The organism is Williamsia sp. CHRR-6, assembly GCF_018474015.1.
Lineage (GTDB): Bacteria > Actinomycetota > Actinomycetes > Mycobacteriales > Mycobacteriaceae > Williamsia_A.
Window position 1 is genome coordinate 808,778 of the sequence record NZ_JAHCSG010000001.1, and the last position, 17,875, is coordinate 826,652.

Annotated in this window: 9 protein-coding genes; 5 read left to right on the top strand and 4 right to left on the bottom strand. The window is 65.6% G+C overall.

All coding sequences use genetic code 11. The features are described from left to right. Window positions 1-141: 141 nt before the first annotated feature. Together KIK15_RS03645 and KIK15_RS03650 are read right to left on the bottom strand one after the other, a co-directional pair. Window positions 142-4,098: a DNA-directed RNA polymerase subunit beta' gene (locus KIK15_RS03645; protein WP_214242749.1), complete on the bottom strand. Its 3,957-nt coding sequence runs from the start codon at window positions 4,096-4,098 to the stop codon at window positions 142-144. A gap of 70 nt (window positions 4,099-4,168) precedes the next feature. Further along, window positions 4,169-7,699, bottom strand: a complete 3,531-nt coding sequence (locus tag KIK15_RS03650) for a DNA-directed RNA polymerase subunit beta (RefSeq protein WP_214242750.1) — start codon at window positions 7,697-7,699, stop codon at window positions 4,169-4,171. 489 nt (window positions 7,700-8,188) lie between these two features. Between KIK15_RS03650 and KIK15_RS03655 the strand changes: the two genes are divergently transcribed. The 4 genes from KIK15_RS03655 to KIK15_RS03670 all read left to right on the top strand — a co-directional run bounded on the left by KIK15_RS03655 (window position 8,189) and on the right by KIK15_RS03670 (window position 13,498). After that, window positions 8,189-9,085: an ABC transporter permease gene (locus KIK15_RS03655; RefSeq protein WP_214242751.1), complete on the top strand. Its 897-nt coding sequence runs from the start codon at window positions 8,189-8,191 to the stop codon at window positions 9,083-9,085. Then, window positions 9,082-10,089 carry an ABC transporter permease gene (locus KIK15_RS18710; protein ID WP_214242752.1) on the top strand — a complete coding sequence of 336 codons (1,008 nt, stop codon included), beginning with the start codon at window positions 9,082-9,084 and terminating at the stop codon, window positions 10,087-10,089. Before KIK15_RS03655 ends, KIK15_RS18710 begins: the two co-directional genes overlap by 4 nt. Window positions 10,090-10,154: 65 nt before the next feature. Beyond that, a complete protein-coding gene (locus KIK15_RS03665; protein WP_214242753.1) occupies window positions 10,155-11,819 on the top strand; it encodes an ABC transporter substrate-binding protein in 1,665 nt (554 codons plus the stop codon). Further along, entirely contained in the window at window positions 11,816-13,498 is a 1,683-nt protein-coding gene (locus KIK15_RS03670; RefSeq protein ID WP_214242754.1) for an ABC transporter ATP-binding protein, read from the top strand. The genes KIK15_RS03665 and KIK15_RS03670 overlap by 4 nt, the downstream gene beginning before the upstream one ends. Before the next feature lie 24 nt (window positions 13,499-13,522). Here KIK15_RS03670 and KIK15_RS03675 read toward each other — a convergent pair whose 3' ends face one another. Next, window positions 13,523-14,914, bottom strand: coding sequence for a cytochrome P450 (locus KIK15_RS03675; RefSeq protein WP_307851718.1), 1,392 nt, complete (start codon window positions 14,912-14,914; stop codon window positions 13,523-13,525). A 79-nt stretch (window positions 14,915-14,993) separates the two neighbouring features. Between KIK15_RS03675 and KIK15_RS03680 the strand changes: the two genes are divergently transcribed. After that, window positions 14,994-15,581, top strand: a complete 588-nt coding sequence (locus KIK15_RS03680) for a TetR/AcrR family transcriptional regulator (RefSeq protein WP_214242755.1) — start codon at window positions 14,994-14,996, stop codon at window positions 15,579-15,581. Window positions 15,582-15,911: 330 nt separating this feature from the next. Here KIK15_RS03680 and KIK15_RS03685 read toward each other — a convergent pair whose 3' ends face one another. Continuing rightward, on the bottom strand, window positions 15,912-17,558 hold the full coding sequence (locus KIK15_RS03685) for an alkaline phosphatase (RefSeq protein WP_214242756.1): 1,647 nt from the start codon (window positions 17,556-17,558) through the stop codon (window positions 15,912-15,914). Window positions 17,559-17,875 lie beyond the last annotated feature (317 nt).

Here is a 17,875-nt window from a genome sequence, read left to right on the forward strand (position 1 = left end):
ACCGTTCGCACGGTGCATGCAGCGTGCGAACGAGCGCCGAACGTGCGAACAGCAGCAAAGGGTGCGAAGCGCGACCGGTCCGACGGAGAACAGAACGGCCCCCACCCGAAAGGTGGGGGCCGTTCTGGTTCGAGCTGGTGACTACCGGTAGTCCGACGAGAAGCCGTAGTCGTCCAACGGCACCGCAGCACCGGCGGGGGCCCCGAAGGTGCCGTCCGGGCTGTAGTAGGTGTCGTCGTAGGCGGGCACGGCGTAGGCGGCCGCGCGAGCCTCTTCGGTCGGCTGCACCGTGATGTTGCGGTACTTGTTGATGCCCGTACCAGCGGGGATCAACTTACCGATGATCACGTTCTCCTTCAGACCCACCAGCTTGTCGCTGCGGCTGTTGATGGCCGCATCGGTGAGCACACGGGTGGTCTCCTGGAACGACGCCGCCGACAACCACGACTCGGTGGCCAGCGATGCCTTGGTGATACCCATCAGCACCGGGCGTCCGGCCGCGGGCTCGTTGCCCTCGGCGACGACGCGACGGTTGGCCGCCTCGAACTCGGCGCGCTCGGTCAGCGAACCGGGCAGGAACTCGGTGGCACCGGAGTCGATGATGGTCACGCGACGCAGCATCTGACGGACGATCGTCTCGATGTGCTTGTCGTGGATCGACACACCCTGGCTGCGATAGACCTCCTGGACCTCGTTGACCAGGTGCACCTGCACCTGACGGGGACCCATGATGCGCAGCACCTCGTGCGGGTCGGCGGCACCTTCCATCAGCTGCTGTCCGACCTCGACGTGGTCGCCGTCGGCCAGCAGGCGCTCGGTGCCGTCGTCGTGCTTGAACACACGCAGGCGCTGACGCTTGGAGATCTTGTCGTAGACAACCTCTTCCGAACCGTCGTCGGGGACGATGGTGATCTTGTAGAAGCGGTCGTCGTCTTCGAGCCGAATGCGACCCGAGACCTCGGCGATCGGGGCCTTGCCCTTGGGGACACGGGCCTCGAACAGCTCCTGCACACGCGGCAGACCACCGGTGATGTCGTCGCCGACGCCACCCTGGTGGAAAGTACGCATCGTCAGCTGGGTACCGGGCTCACCGATGGACTGCGCGGCGATGATGCCCACAGCCTCACCGATGTCGACGAGCTTGCCGGTGGCCATCGAACGGCCGTAGCACATCGCGCACACACCGGTGCCCGTGGTGCAGGTCAGCACCGACCGCACCTTCACCTCGGTGATGCCCGCGGCGAGCAGCGCCTCGATGGCCGGATCACCCAGGTCGTGACCACGCTCGACCACCACGTTGCCCTCGGCGTCGACGGCGTCGGAGGCCAGGGTGCGGGCGTACGACGAGGTCTCGACGTGCGCATCACGGATCAGGGTGCCATCGGCAGCCTTCTCCGCCAGCGTGGTGATGATGCCGCGCTCGGTGCCGCAGTCGGTCTCGCGCACGATGACGTCCTGGCTCACGTCGACCAGACGACGGGTCAGGTAGCCCGAGTCGGCGGTGCGAAGTGCGGTGTCGGCCAGACCCTTTCGTGCACCGTGAGTGTTGATGAAGTACTCGGCCACGGTGAGGCCCTCACGGAACGAGGACTTGATGGGACGCGGGATGAACTCACCCTTCGGGTTGGTCACCAGACCCTTCATGCCCGACAGGTTACGAACCTGGGTCATGTTGCCCGTCGCACCCGACTTGGGGATCATCGCGATCGGGTTGTCCTCGGGGTAGTACGCCTCCATGGCCGCACCGACCTCTTCGGTCGCCTGCTTCCACACCTCGACGAGGGCGTCACGACGCTCGTCGGCGGTCAACGCACCGCGCTGGAACTTACGCTCCAGACCGTCGGCCCGCTCCTCGTACTTGTCGAGGATCGCACCCTTGGTCGGAGGCACCAGCACGTCGGCCATCGACACGGTGACACCCGAACGGGTGGCCCAGTAGAAGCCGACGTCCTTGAGCTTGTCGACGGTCTGGGCGACCACGATCATCGGATACCGCTCGGCGAGATCGTTGATGATCGCCGACTGACGCTTCTTGGGCATCTGCTCGTTGACGAACGGGTAGTCCCGCGGCAGCAGCTCGTTGAACAGCACCCGGCCCAGCGTGGTCTCGATGGTCCACGCCTGACCGTGCTTCCACCCGTCGGCGAACTGTGCTTCCTCGATCTCGGCCGGCGGCCGCTGATCGGTCAGACGCACCTTGATCGGGGCCTGCACCGACAGCACGCCACGGTCCATCGCCATGATGGCCTCGGCCGGGGTGGAGTAGACCCCACGCTCGACATCGTCCTTGGTGGCCCCGACGTACGCCCCGACCTTGTCCTGCTTGAGGGTGGTCAGGAAGTACAGGCCGGTGACCATGTCCAGACGCGGCATGGCCAGCGGACGACCCGATGCCGGCGACAGGATGTTGTTCGACGACAGCATCAGGATGCGGGCCTCAGCCTGCGCCTCCGCCGACAGCGGCAGGTGCACGGCCATCTGGTCACCGTCGAAGTCGGCGTTGAACGCCTCACACACCAGCGGGTGCAGCTGGATGGCCTTGCCTTCCACCAGCTGCGGCTCGAAGGCCTGGATACCGAGACGGTGCAGCGTGGGTGCACGGTTGAGCAGCACCGGATGCTCGGCGATGACCTCTTCGAGGACATCCCACACAGCCGGACGCTGACGCTCGACCATGCGCTTGGCCGACTTGATGTTCTGCGCCTGGTTGAGATCGACCAGACGCTTCATCACAAACGGCTTGAACAGCTCGAGTGCCATCAACTTGGGCAGACCACACTGGTGCAGCTTGAGCTGCGGGCCGACGACGATGACCGAACGGCCCGAGTAGTCGACACGCTTGCCCAGCAGGTTCTGACGGAAACGACCCTGCTTGCCCTTGAGCAGATCGCTCAACGACTTCAGCGGGCGGTTGCCCGGCCCGGTGACGGGCCGACCACGACGACCGTTGTCGAACAGGGCGTCGACCGACTCCTGCAGCATCCGCTTCTCGTTGTTGACGATGATCTCGGGCGCCCCGAGATCGATCAGTCGCTTCAACCGGTTGTTGCGGTTGATGACGCGGCGGTACAGGTCATTCAGGTCGGAGGTGGCGAAGCGGCCACCGTCGAGCTGAACCATCGGACGCAGCTCCGGCGGGATCACCGGCACCGCGTCGAGGACCATGCCCAGCGGAGAGTTGCCCGACTGCTGGAACGCCGCGACCACCTTGAGGCGCTTGAGCGCACGCAGCTTCTTCTGGCCCTTGCCGCTGCGGATGGTCTCGCGCAGGATCTCGGCCTCGGCGGCGATGTCGAAGGTCTCGAGCAGCTTCTTGATCGCCTCGGCACCCATCGCACCGGTGAAGTACTCGCCGTAGCGATCCTGCAGCTCACGGTAGAGCTTCTCGTCGATGATCATGTCCTTGGGCGCAAGCTTGGTGAACTTGTCCCAGATCTCTTCCAGATCGTCGAGGGCACGCTGGGCAGTGTCACGGATCTTGCGCATCTCGCGCTCACCGGCGTCCTTGACCTTGCGACGCGCATCGGCCTTGGCGCCTTCGCGTTCCAGCTCAGCGAGATCCTCTTCGAGCTTCTTGGCGCGCTCCTCGAGGTCGGCGTCGCGGGTGTCGGCGACACCCTTCTTCTCGACCTCCATCTCGGCCTGCAGCGTGGACAGCTCGTTGTGACGGAGCTCGTCGTCGACTGCGGTGATGACGTAGGCGGCGAAGTAGATGATCTTCTCGAGATCCTTCGGCGCCAGGTCCAGCAGGTACCCCAGGCGCGAGGGAACGCCCTTGAAGTACCAGATGTGGGTGACCGGCGCGGCCAGCTCGATGTGGCCCATCCGCTCACGGCGCACCTTGGCGCGGGTCACCTCGACGCCACAGCGCTCACAGATGATGCCCTTGAAGCGGACGCGCTTGTACTTGCCGCAGTAGCACTCCCAGTCCCGGGTGGGCCCGAAGATCTTCTCGCAGAACAAGCCGTCCTTCTCGGGCTTGAGCGTGCGGTAGTTGATCGTCTCGGGCTTCTTGACCTCGCCGAAGCTCCAGTTGTGGATGTCGTCGGCGGTGGCCAGACCGATCTTCAGTTCGTCGAAAAAGTTGACGTCGAGCAAGTTAGTACCTTCCCTAGCTCATGGGCCAGATCCGGTGAGGGCCGCTGCGCGGCCCCCACCGGGGGTGAGATCAGTTGGCGAGGTCGTCCACGGTGGCGGATTCGTTGCGGGACAGGTTGATCCCGAGGTTGGCCGCTGCGCGCTCCAAGTCCTCGTCGTCGCCGTCGCGCATCTCGATCGCGGCACCGTCGGAGCTGAGCACCTCGACGTTCAGGCACAGCGACTGCAACTCCTTGAGCAGCACCTTGAACGACTCGGGGATGCCGGGCTCGGGGATGTTCTCGCCCTTGACGATGGCCTCGTAGACCTTCACGCGACCCACCACGTCGTCGGACTTGATGGTCAGCAGCTCCTGCAGCGTGTACGCCGCGCCGTAGGCCTGCATGGCCCAACACTCCATCTCACCGAAGCGCTGGCCACCGAACTGGGCCTTACCGCCGAGCGGCTGCTGGGTGATCATCGAGTACGGCCCGGTGGAGCGAGCGTGGATCTTGTCGTCGACCAGGTGGTGCAGCTTGATGATGTACATGTAGCCCACCGACACCGGGAACGGGAACGGCTCACCGGAGCGACCGTCGAGCAGCATCGCCTTGCCATCGCCGTTGACCATCACCTCGCCGTCACGGTTGGGCAGCGTCGAGGACAGCAGTCCGGTCAGCTCCTCCTCCCGTGCACCGTCGAACACCGGGGTGGCGGTGCGGGTGTCCGGACCGGCCGAGAGCATGTCCTCGGACAAGCCCTGCGCCCACTCCGGGGTTCCGCCTGCGACATCGATGTTCCAGCCGGTTTTGGCGATCCACCCGAGGTGGGTCTCCAGGATCTGGCCGATGTTCATACGACGCGGCACACCGTGGGTGTTGAGGATGATGTCGACCGGGGTGCCATCGGGCAGGAAGGGCATGTCCTCGGCGGGCAGGATCTTGCCGATCACGCCCTTGTTGCCGTGGCGGCCGGCGAGCTTGTCGCCGTCCTGGATCTTGCGCTTCTGCGCCACGTACACCCGGACCAGCTCGTTGACACCCGGCGGCAGATCGTCGTCGTCGTCGCGGCTGAAGACGCGCACGCCGATGACCTTGCCGGTCTCACCGTGCGGCACCTTCAGCGAGGTGTCACGCACCTCGCGGGCCTTCTCACCGAAGATGGCCCGCAGCAGGCGTTCCTCGGGGGTCAGCTCGGTCTCGCCCTTGGGCGTGACCTTGCCGACCAGGATGTCGCCGTCGCGGACCTCGGCGCCGATACGCACGATGCCGCGCTCGTCGAGATCGGCGAGCACCTCGTCGGAGACGTTGGGAATGTCCCGGGTGATCTCCTCGGCACCGAGCTTGGTGTCGCGGGCGTCGATCTCGTGCTCCTCGATGTGAATCGAGGTGAGCACGTCCTCTTCGACGAGGCGCTGGCTCAGGATGATCGCGTCCTCGTAGTTGTGACCCTCCCACGGCATGATCGCCACGAGCAGGTTCTTGCCCAGCGCCATCTCACCGGAATCGGTGCAGGGGCCGTCGGCCAGGACCTGACCCACCTCGACACGCTGGCCCTCGTCCACGATGGGACGCTGGTTGGCACACGTGCCGTGGTTGGAGCGGGCGAACTTGCGCATCCGGAACGTGTCGCGGGTGCCGTCGTCGCCCATCACGGTGATGTAATCGGCCGAGACCTCTTCCACCACACCGGTCTTGGTCGACAGGATCACGTCGCCGGCGTCGACGGCGGCACGCAACTCCATGCCGGTACCGACCAGCGGAGCCTCGCTGCGCACCAGCGGCACCGCCTGACGCTGCATGTTGGCACCCATCAGAGCGCGGTTGGCGTCGTCGTGCTCGAGGAACGGGATCATCGCCGTGGCCACCGACACCATCTGACGCGGTGAGACGTCCATGTAGTCGACCTGGCTCGGCGCGACGAACTCGACCTCGCCGCCCTTCTTGCGGGCCAGGACCTTGTCCTCGGTGAGGCGCAGGTCGTTGTCGAGCACCGCGTTGGCCTGGGCCTTGACGTACCGGTCCTCCTCGTCGGCGGTCAGGTAGTCGATCTGATCGGTGACCTGGCCGTCGACCACCTTGCGGTAGGGGGTCTCGATGAAGCCGAACGGGTTGACCCGCGCGTACACCGACAGCGACCCGATCAGGCCGATGTTCGGGCCTTCGGGGGTCTCGATCGGACACATGCGGCCGTAGTGCGACGGGTGCACGTCACGGACCTCGAGGCCGGCGCGCTCACGGGACAGACCACCGGGGCCCAGCGCCGAGAGGCGACGCTTGTGGGTGAGCCCCGACAGCGGGTTGTTCTGGTCCATGAACTGCGAGAGCTGGGAGGTTCCGAAGAACTCCTTGATCGCGGCGACGACGGGACGGATGTTGATCAGGGTCTGCGGCGTGATGGCCTCGACGTCCTGGGTGGTCATCCGCTCGCGCACCACACGCTCCATGCGGGACAGGCCCACCCGGATCTGGTTCTGGATCAGCTCACCCACGGTGCGCAGACGACGGTTGCCGAAGTGGTCGATGTCGTCGACCTCGACGGGCACCTCGACGCCACCAGGCACAGTCATCGTGGAGGTGATGTTCGGCTCAGCCTCGTGCAGCCGCACCAGGTACTCGACGGTGGCGACGATGTCGTCCTCGGTCAGCACCGACGAGCCGCGCATCGGGTTGTCGGTGAGGCCGAGCTTCTTGTTGAACTTGTAGCGACCCACGCGCGCGAGGTCGTAGCGCTTCTCCTTGAAGAACAGGTTCTCCAACAGGGTCTGCGCCGACTCCTTGGTCGGCGGCTCGCCCGGACGCAGCTTGCGGTAGACCTCCAGCAGGGCCTCGTCGGTGCCTGCGGTGTTGTCCTTCTCCAGGGTCGACATCATGATCTCGGAGAAGCCGAAGCGCTCGGTGATCTGCTCGGTGGACCAACCCAGCGCCTTGAGCAGCACGGTGACCGACTGACGACGCTTGCGGTCGATACGCACGCCCACGGTGTCGCGCTTGTCGATGTCGAACTCCAGCCAGGCGCCACGACCCGGGATGACCTTGACGCTGTGCAGGGTCTTCTCGGTGGTCTTGTCGATGGTGGCGTCGAAGTAGACGCCGGGGCTGCGCACAAGCTGGCTGACCACGACACGCTCGGTGCCGTTGATGATGAAGCTGCCCTTGTCGGTCATGATCGGGAAGTCGCCCATGAACACGGTCTGCGACTTGATCTCACCAGTGTTGTTGTTGATGAACTCTGCGGTGACGAACAGCGGCGCCGCGTAGGTCATGTCCTTGTCCTTGCACTCCTCGACCGACGCCTTCACCTCGTCGAAGCGCGGGTCGGAGAAGGACAGCGACATGGAACCGGAGAAGTCCTCGATCGGGGACAGCTCGGCGAGGATGTCGTCGAGGCCACCGCTGGGGTTCTCTTCGCCGCGCGCGAGAGCGCGGGCGTGCCACTCGGGGGAACCGACGAGCCACTGGAACGACTCCAGCTGGACCTCGAGCAGGCCGGGAACCTCGAGCGGCTCGGAAAGCTTGGCAAATGAAGCACGGTGTGGTGCTCCGGGAATTGTCCGACGGTTCACGTCGTCTGTGGTTGCGGTGGACTGGCGGGAGACTGCCAAGATGCGTCCTTCCAACACGAATCTCTACAAGGGGCCGAACTCTGGCGCGGGTGGCGCACGGTGGCGCTGGTACCGACCCGACGTCGTGCACCAGAGGATCACCAGAACGCAGCACACAGGGGTGGCCGAGCAGGGGAATCGTGATGTGGACAGGAGGCAGCCAGCGCAACGTCCAACTGTATCAGAAATGAGACCGGATGGGAACCGGTTGCACATGCATCGCCAGTGGCTGCCGGAGATGTCGCAGGGACCGAACGCCAGACAGGCCGTTCGTCTGCCGACAAGCTTGCGACCACCTCACGCGCTAGTCAAGAGGAACGCGCGGACAGCGTCCGATCAGTCGGAGTCTGCGCGGCCGCCGCGATCATCTCCGTCGTGCGGCCGACGGTCCCGACAACGACGGTTCCTAGGTCCCTCGATTCGGGCAAAATGGCCCGTGAACAGCACTTTTAATCACGATGACGCTAGGTTTGGAGTGCTCCGAACCACCTTGAGATAGTGACGCCCGTGCTGAACCGACCGCGCCGATCGTGGGCCCCGATCCCGATGTCCACCCTCGTCGCGCTCTCCGTCGTCGCCGTGTTCGTGCTGGTGGCGGTGTTCGCCAAACAGGTGACCGAGTTGTTCGGCGACAGCCCGTACACCTACCACCCGGACACGCTGGGGCCCGACAGCGCACCCAAGGGCAGTTTCGGCGGGATCAGCCTGGCGCATCCGTTCGGGGTCGAGCCGCTGAGCGGCCGCGACATGTTCGCCATCGTCGTCTACGGCGCCCGCACCTCCCTCTTGGTGGGCGCGGCGGCCGCAGTCATCACCACGGTCGTGATCGTGGCGATCGGGGTGAGCGCCGGCTATTTCGGCGGCTGGCCCGATCGGATCATCTCCGCGGTGACCAATGTGTTGTTCGGGTTCCCGACCCTGCTGTTCATGATCGCCGTCGGCGCGGTGATCTCCATCGATGTGCCGCGCGTGGCGATCGTCATCGGCGTGCTGGCGGTGTTCGGGTGGGCCGGTGGCTCGCGAGTGATCCGAGCGCAGACACGCACCATCGCCGGCCGCAACTACGTGCGCTACGCCGCTGCGGTGGGCGCCTCGCGGCGGCACATCATCGTCGGCGAGATCGTGCCGAACCTGCGCGGCACGGTGATCGTCTTCGCGACCACCTACGTTCCGGGTTTCATCGGCACCGAGGCGGCCCTGTCGTTTCTGGGCGTGGGGGTGCCGCCACCCACCCCGTCCTGGGGCCGCAGCATCGGCGACGCCATCAACTGGATCCAGACCGACCCGTGGTATCTCCTGTTCCCCGGCGGTGCACTGGTGTTGATCACGTTGAGCCTCAACGAGATCGGCGAGTTCCTGCGCGCCCGACTGGCCGATGTGTCCACCGTTCGGGTGGCCCCGTGAGCGGCCCGACCCGCGCGGCGGTGTCCTTCGGGCGGGCGGTGGTGGCCTCGGTGGCGGTGCTGTTGGCGGTGGCGTTGCTGACGTACCTGGTGTTCTTCTTGTTGCCGTCGGATCCCGCGCAACTCTCGTGTGGCAAACCGTGCACACCGGAGAACCTGGCCCGCGCCCAGGAGTTCATGGGGTTGAACAAAGGGTGGTTCACCCAGTTCACCGACTTCGTCACCGGCGTCGTCTCCGGCCGCACCTTTGGAACCGGCGGCAACCGAATCCATTGTCCAGCACCATGTCTGGGCTATTCTTTCCAGCAGAACGAGACGGTGCTGCGGTTGATCACCGACCGGATGCCGGTCACCCTGTCGATCACGGTGGGTGCGGCGGTGTTGTGGATGGTGTTCGGTATCGGGGCAGGCCTGGTGGCTGGTGTCCGGCCGGGCTCGGTGACCGATCGGGTGGTCATCGCGGTCACCGCCGTCGGCTCGTCGACGCCGGTGTACCTGACCGGGCTGTTGGCGGTGTACGTGTTCGGCTTTCAACTGAACATGATCCCGGTCAGCGGTTACGTCCCCTTCACCGATGACCCGGTGCAGTGGGCCTGGCACCTCGTCACGCCATGGCTGGTGTTGGCCTGCTCCGGCGCATGTCTGTATGCGCGTTTGATGCGCAGCAACATCATCGATGCCTACGCGCAGAACTACATTCGCACCGCTCAGGCGAACGGGCTACCGGCGCGGCGCGTGTTGCGCCACGCTGCGCGCAACGGTGCGGTGCCGGTGGTGACGTTGTTCGCGATCGAGGTGAGCCTGCTGCTCGGCGGTGCGGTGATCACCGAGACGGTGTTCGGGATGGCCGGGTTGGGCCGCCTGTTGATCGATGCGGTGGCCAAGGTGGATCTGCCGATCGTGGTGGGCCTGACGGTGTTCTCGGCGTTTTTGGTGCTGGTGGCGAATCTGGCGGTGGACGCGGTGACGCGCCTGTTGGATCCCCGCGTCGGAGACGCGCAGTGATACCGCATCGCCAGACGCTCAGTGATGTCGACCTTTCGTTCCTCCTACCAAGAAATCGGAGTCTGATGAACATCTCGCGCACGTTGGCTGTGGCCGCGACCGCGGTGGCGGTGATCGCCACGGCGGGTTGCAACGCAAACTCGAATTCCTCGGGTGGGTCGTCCACCTCGTTCGTCAAGGGCGGCACCTTGACCATCCCGGTGAGCAGCACCGAGCTGGATCTCGATCCGGCGAAGTCGCAGAACTTGGCGATCACCACCCAGTCGTTGATCAACCGTCGGTTGACCACGTGGCAGGCGGTTCCGGGTAAACCTGTTGTGCCGGTTCCTGATCTGGCCACCGACACCGGTACCCCCAGCAACGGCGGCGCCACGTGGAAGTACACGCTGAAGCCGGGGTTGAAGTTCTCCGACGGCACACCGATCACGTCGAAGGATGTGAAGTATGCGGTGGAGCGCAGTTTCGCGCCGCTGCTCTCGGGCGGGTTCACCTATCACAAGCAGCTGCTGGTGGGTGGTGCCGACTACACCGGGCCCTATGACGGTAAGCAGCTGGATTCGATTGCCACACCCGACGATTCGACAATCATCTTCACTCTCAAGCAGCCGTTCGGCGATTGGCCGTGGATCGTGTCGCAGCCGGCCTTCGCCCCGGTGCCCAAGGCCAAGGACAACCCGCAGACCTACGGCAAGTCGCCGGTGGCCAGTGGTCCCTACCAGGTGGTCTCCAACGGCAACGGCAAGATCGTGTTGGATCGCAACCCCAACTGGAGTGCCGCGACCGACAGCAACCGCACCGCCGGGCCTGATCGCATCGAGTTCGCTCTGGGTGTCACGGCCGAAACGGCTGTGCAGCAAGTGATCTCCGACTCCACGGTGGGCCGGTTCTCGTTTGGCGGTCCGGTGCCGTCGTCTCAGGTCGCAGCTCTCAACGCCAATGCGAACGCCAAGAAGCGGTCGGTGACCGTGGGTGGCGGGTCGGTCGATCAGGTGGCCATCAACACCTCGCGCGGTGCGCTGCGTGATCTGCGGGTGCGTCAGGCGCTGAACTACGCCACTGACAAGACCTCGTATCTGGTGGCCAGCGGTGGCAGCGCGCGCGGCACGGTGGCCACCACCAACATCCCGCCCGCCATTCCCGGGTTCACCACGTTCGATGCGCTGCCCGCAGCGCCCACCGGCGATGTGGACAAGGCGAAAGCGCTGCTGGCACAGGCAGGTTTTCCCAACGGAATCGACCTGGTGTTGGTCACTCAGAACGGTGCCCAGCAGGTCGCGCAGAGCGAGAGTCTGCAGGCCGGTTGGAAGCGTGCGGGCATCCGGGTGAAGCTGCGACCACTGGACAGCACCGCCTACGAGGATGTGACCACCCAGCAGGACGGTTCGGGCTACGACTTGGCGTTGGCGAAGTGGCAGGCCGACTTCCCGTCGGCGTACTCGATGTTGCAGCCGTTGTTCGCCGGCACCGAGGTGGGTCGCGGTGGCTACAACATCTCCCGGCTGAGCGATCCGACGGTCGATGCCGCGATCGCGAAGGCCACCGCAGAAGTCGACACTGCGCGTGCGAACGTGTTGTGGGGTGAGGCCGACAAGTTGATCACCGGCTTGTCTCCCACCATCCCGTTGGCCAACACCAACAACACGTGGGTGTACGGCAGTAGGGTGTCGAACTTCTATGCGCCGCCGTTCCCGTCGTACCCGAACTACTTCCGGATCTCGTTGCAGCCGTGAGTGATCCGCTGCTGAGCCTGCGCTCGGTCGGGATCACGGGTCCGCAGGGTCCAATCGTCGGATCGGTGTCGTTCGACGTGTCGCGCGGAGCCACGGTGGCACTGGTGGGCGAATCCGGGGTGGGCAAGTCACTGCTCACCCTCGCCCTGCTGGGCCTGCTGCCGGCTCAGATGACGACCAGCGGTGCGGCGGTGTTCACCGAAACCGGAACAGCGCAGGATGATTCGGCGCCACCGACGCCGATTGACCTGCTGGCGTTGAAACCGGATGCCGCACGCCGCTTTCGACTCGACTCGGTGGGCGTGGTGTTCCAGGAGCCGGGCTCGGCCTTCGATCCGCTGCATCGGATCGGCCGCCAGATCGGCGAGGTACTCGGTGTGCGCACCGGCATCCGAGGGTCGGCTCGGCACGACAAGGTGGTCGATCTGCTGACTCAGGCCCGCCTCGACGAACCGGAACGTATCGCCCGATCCTATCCGCACCAGGTGTCGGGTGGACAGTTGCAGCGGGCGATGGTGGCGATGGCGTTGTCGCACGAGCCGGCCCTGTTGATCGCTGATGAGCCGACCACGGCGCTCGACACCCGGGTGCAGGCCGAGATCCTGGACTTGTTGCGCACGTTGCAGTCTGAGCGGGATCTGACCACGCTGTTGGTCACCCACGACATGGGTGTGGTGGCCGATTGCGCCGACTCGGTGGTGGTTCTCGCCGCCGACAGTGCATCGGGCAGCACCGTGGCCGAATCGGGTCCGGTCGAGCGGGTCCTGTTGTCGCCGCAGCATTCTCGCACCCGCGAGCTGGTCGATGCGGTGGCTCGACTGGACGGCTCGGCGGCTGCGGTCGCGGTGAAGAAGGCGGTTCCGGCGCCGGGGTCGAGCACATCAGTACCAGTCGCCACGCTGACCGACGTCACGGTGCGATACGCCAAAGATGAGGCCCCGGCCTTGGATTCGGTGAGTCTCACCGTCGGCGCAGGTGAGACCGTGGCGCTGGTCGGCGAGTCAGGGGCAGGCAAGTCGACGTTGGGGCGCATCCTGATCGGGTTGCAGCAGGTGAGCTCAGGAACAGCAACGGTGGCCGGGGTGGACGTGCGACGCCTGTCCACGCGTGCCCGCCGATCGTTGGCTCCACACATCGGGGTGGTGTTCCAGGATCCGGGGTCATCACTGAATCCTGAGCATTCTGTGGGTGATTCGCTGGAGCTGCCACTGCGGATCCACACCGACCTCGACCGAGGGCAGCGAGCAGAGCGAGTCGCCGAGTTGCTGGGCGAGGTGGGGCTCGATCCGGCGTTTGCCACCCGCCATCCCCGCGAGCTGTCCGGCGGGCAACGGCAACGGGTGGCGTTGGCGCGGGCGTTGGCCACCGGGCCGTCGCTGCTGGTGGCTGATGAACCCACCAGTGCGCTGGACGCCAAGACGCAGCGCTCGGTCTTGGAGTTGTTGGCCCAGTTGCGAATGCGACATGGGTTCGCATCGGTGATCATCACCCACAACCTGGCTGTGGCCGAGGCTGTCGCCGATCGGATCGTGGTGCTACGCAACGGGGTGGTGGTCGAAGACGGCCGCACCGCCGACGTCCTGACCAACCCGGATTCCTCCTACGCGGCCGACCTCATCGCCGCCACCCCGGTGGCCGACCCGATCGCCCAACGCGAACGGCGAACGGCGCGCCGCTGAGCCCAGCTGCATGAGCGACCTCACCTACCCAGCGGTGCGACGACGGTGTGGGCGCACTCGGAATCCGTGCGGTTTCAGGGTCAGCGATTCGGCAATGCGAAGCCGGTAGTCTGGATCAGGTTCCAGGTCGTACCGATGCACGATGAGCGCAAGGGCAAGCACCGCTTCGTGGATTGCGAACTGTCGACCGATACACGCCCGTAGTCCGCTACCAAAGGGCTTGTACGCGTGCGGCTGTCGCGACCTCGCCGCGCCCGGGGCGAAGCGGTCGGGATCGAACCGGTCTGGTTCGTCCCAGACCGCCGGATCCCGATGCAAGAGCGGTAACAGCACCAATGCCCAATCGCCCGCCCGCATCTGGCGGCCCCCAAGCGTGGTGTCGTCGCGGGCGACGCGCGCGTAACCCGGCGCGGTAGGCCACAGACGAAGCGCTTCGTCGAGCACTGATCGCACGAGTCTCAGTTTGGCGACATCAGCGTAGGCGGGTTGCACTGCGTCGCAGGCACCCCACACGTCATCCACCTCCTGACGCACCCTACTGAGGGTCTCGGGTTGGGAGAGGAGGTAATGGATCGCGAATGCCAAAGCACCAGAGGTCGTTTCGTGTCCAGCAATCAGGAACGTGATCACCTGATTTCGAATGTTGACCGGGTCGAGTCGTTCTGCGTTTACCGGGTTGCCAGCCTTGAGCATCTGTCCCAGCAGATCGGGAGCATCACCCTGCGCACCTGCTCTGCGTGCTGCGATGACCTCGTCGACCGTACGCTCCATCAAAGCGATGTCGGACCGGTTCTGACCCGCCGAGCCCGCGAGAACTCGGCGTATCGGCAGCCAGGGCGGAAGCAATGACAAGTCGGCGTATCGCAGCACCCGAACCATGGCGGCAACGAACGGGTGCGGGCGTTCGTTGCCGAACGAGGTGAAGCGATGGCCGAATCCGGCCCGTCCGATTGTCTCCAAGGTCAGCCGTGTCATGTCCGCAGCGACATCAGTCGAGTGACCGACTGCAGCCAGCGCATCCCACCGATCCAACAGCTCCCACGCCACCTCCAGCATGATCGGGTGATACGCCATCATCGCTTCACGGGTGAATGCAGGTGCCAAAATGTCATGCGCCAGTTGCCAATTTGGTTCATCAGTGTCGGCGGTGAACAGCGCGTCCCCCACGACTCGACGCAGCGGGGGAAGGTGAAAGCCCACGTACTTCGCAAACCTGCGGTCGTCACTCAATTCCGCCACCAGTTCCGCGCCGCCGACAGTGACGATCTCGCTGGCGAACATCTTGCGAACCGAGATCGGCCCGAGCTCACGGACTTGCCTCAGCATCGATTGGATTGGCCGACGCGGATCCATACCCCACACGTCGCCGACAATCGGCACGCGATACGGCGGGTGGGGAAGAAGGGTGGTGTCCACGTGGCCTCCAGCTAATGAATCCGATTCATTAGACTGGAAGTCTGTCTCTTTCCAGGCACGGCGTCAATACACTCGCTGCATGCGGACCCGGATGACCACCGATCAGCGGCGCGCACAACTGCTCAGCATCGGTGCCGAACTGTTCGCTTCCCGACCACACGAGGAGGTTTCGATCGAGGAAGTCGCAGCGGCGGCCGGGGTGTCATGCGGGCTGCTCTATCGCTACTTCCCCAGCAAGCGGGCATTTTTCTTGGCGGTTGTCGAAAACGAGAGCGCGCGCATGCTCGACGCCACAACACCCGACACCACCCTGGATCCGTTCGACCAGATCCGGGCGGGCGTCAGGGTGTACGTCGACTATGCCGCCGCGCACCCCGACGGATTTCGCGTCGCCCACCGCTCCGCCCTCTCCGACCCGGAGCTGCTCGGCATTCATGAGGGCCGTGGAGCAGCACATCTCGACCACATCCTCGCCGGCGTCCGCTCGCTGTCGGAGCCCGATGCCGCCAACGTGATCGCCGTGACGGGATGGCTCGCCTTTGTTCCCGCCGCCATTCTCAGCTGGCTCGACACTCCGACGATCACCCGCGAACAGCTGAGCAACCTCTGCGCTCACACCCTGTGGGCTGCACTCGGCCTGGCTTCACCAGCCGAACACAACCGTTGAAGCCCAACGCATCCGATGTCGTCCTCAGAGGCGGCCGGCGGACGGAGTTCACCGCTCAACCGACCCGGGTCCCGCTTAGCCGGCGAGGATCACCGGCCAGTCGACGGGGTGTTCCGGCACGGTCGACGGGGTGTTTCGGCACGGTCGGTGGGTTTTTTCGGCACGCTCGGCGGGCTGTTTCGGCACGCTCGGCGGGCTGTTTCGGCACGCTCGGCGGGGTGTTTCGGCACGGTCGACGGGGTGTTTCGGCACGGTCGGTGCAGGTCAGTTCAGGTGGCGGGCCAGGAACGCGGCCAGCCGAGGGCTGCGCGGTGCGGGGCCTGCTGGTCCTCAACTCACGTTGATCTCGGGCCGATCCACCGGCACGGTGATCGTCGCCGCGGTCCGCATCGGCGAGTTCGGGGTGCTCACCGAGTCGGTCACCCGGATCTCGGTGCGCCAGTTCGTCGGGCTCAGCGTGGCCCGCGCGTAGCCACGCCGGGCGTTGCCGAACTTCACGTGGGGTGACGCTGCCGCGATCGCCTTTCCCTGCGAGTCGACGTCGGCACCGTCGCCCGCCGAGGAGATGGAGGTGGCGGAGATCTCCACGCCCTGCACCGGCGCGGAGGTGTCGACGTAATCACGCTTGAGTTCGGAGACCACGGTGCGGTGGATGTCGCCGACGATCGAGGCCAGGTTGCTCACGCCGCGTTCCCGTGCCCCGTCGAGGATGCGGTGCCGCGACGCCTCGTAGCCGCCCCACTGGTCGACGTCCACCTTGCGCTCGCCGCCGGTGGTCCGCGCGAGGTCGCTGATCACCGTCTGGTGCGCCAGGAACTTCCACCTCGATCGGGACGTGAACCCGTCGAGGATCCACTTCTCCTGTGCCGCACCGGTGATGGTCCGAGCCGGATCGGCGGTCACCGCATCCTGCTTGTGCACACCGTCTCCATCGGCCTGATCACTGCGGTATTGCCGGGTGTCGAGCACCGAGAAGTCGACCAGGTCACCGAAGGTGAAGCGGCGGTATGCGTTCAGGTCCGGCCCCACCGGGCGCAGGTTGGCGCGCACCGGGGTGTTCTCCCACCAGGCCTTGAACGCGTTGGCCCGCCGCGCCAGGAACACCCGCGGGTCGACGTCGTCCTCGCTGATCTGCCCGGCCCAGTTGTTCTCCACCTCATGGTCGTCGAAGGCAGAGATGAACGGCGACGACGCATGTGCTGCAGCAAGATTCGGGTCAGACTTGTACAGTGCGTAGCGATCGCGGTAGTCCTCCAACGACATCTGCTCGTGGGTCACCGACTCCGGCCGTGGCTGCCCGGCCCGTGGTCCGGTCGCCGGGATCGGGTACTCGTAGATGTAGTCGCCCAGGAAGAACACGACATCAGGGGCGGCTTGGGCCAGGTCGGCCCATGCGGTGAACAGACCCTGATCCCAGCGCTGGCAGGAGGTCCAGGCGAAACTCAGCGAGGACAGTGGCGCACCGAGCCGGGGTGCGGTACGGGTGCGGCCGACGGTGCTGCGATGTGGCCCAGCGATGAAGCGGTAGAAGTAGTCTCGAGCCGGATCGAGCCCGCGTACGTCCACGTGGACCGACCAGCCGTCGAGCTCGGTGGCCAGCTCTTGGCCGTTGCGGACGATCGAGGTGAACCGGGGATCGGTGGCCAGTTCCCAGCGCACCGCCACCGACCCCGGTGTCATGCCGCCGCGTGGTGCGGTCGGGTCGGTGGCCAACCGGGTCCACAACACGATCCCGTCGGGCAGTGGATCGCCGGAGGCCACGCCGAGACGAAACGGGTTGTCCCGGGGCGCTGGAGCGAAGAGGTCGGCTGACCCCTCGGCCGACGCCGTCCCCGGGCACAGCTGTGGGGTCATGGCGATGCCGGCCACCACGGCCGACCAGGTGAGGAAGCGACGGCGCGTGGTGCCCGCACGCAGGGTGCGGTCGGCGCCGACGGTCAGTGCGTGGGGCAGGGTTACACCATCGTGATCGGGCATACGCTGAATCGTTGCCCCGGCTAATTGCGAGCGGTCAGCGCCCGGGTGGCGGGTCGGTGAACGTCTCTTGATCGCCAGATACATTAGTTGGCAACAGGTCTCGACTCCGGCAACCCTGGGTTCATCTCTCACCCGATACGTTCCGTCGGGCTGCGTGGGCCACCGATCGCACGCGGAGTGGTTGCCAGTGAGCTGAGTCACGCCTATCGTGGGAGTCGGGCCAACGATGGCCCACAGGATTGTCACCCGACTCGAGCGGGGCAAGACCTGAGCGGCCTCGCGCTGCTCGGGTCTTTTTTTGTGCCCGCTCGGGGCCG

Coding starts and splice junctions, on each gene's coding strand:
- KIK15_RS03665 (WP_214242753.1), top strand. CDS start 10,155: ATGAACATCTCGCGCACGTTGGCTGTGGCCGCGACCGCGGTGGCGGTG.
- KIK15_RS03680 (WP_214242755.1), top strand. CDS start 14,994: ATGCGGACCCGGATGACCACCGATCAGCGGCGCGCACAACTGCTCAGC.
- KIK15_RS03685 (WP_214242756.1), bottom strand. CDS start 17,558: ATGCCCGATCACGATGGTGTAACCCTGCCCCACGCACTGACCGTCGGC.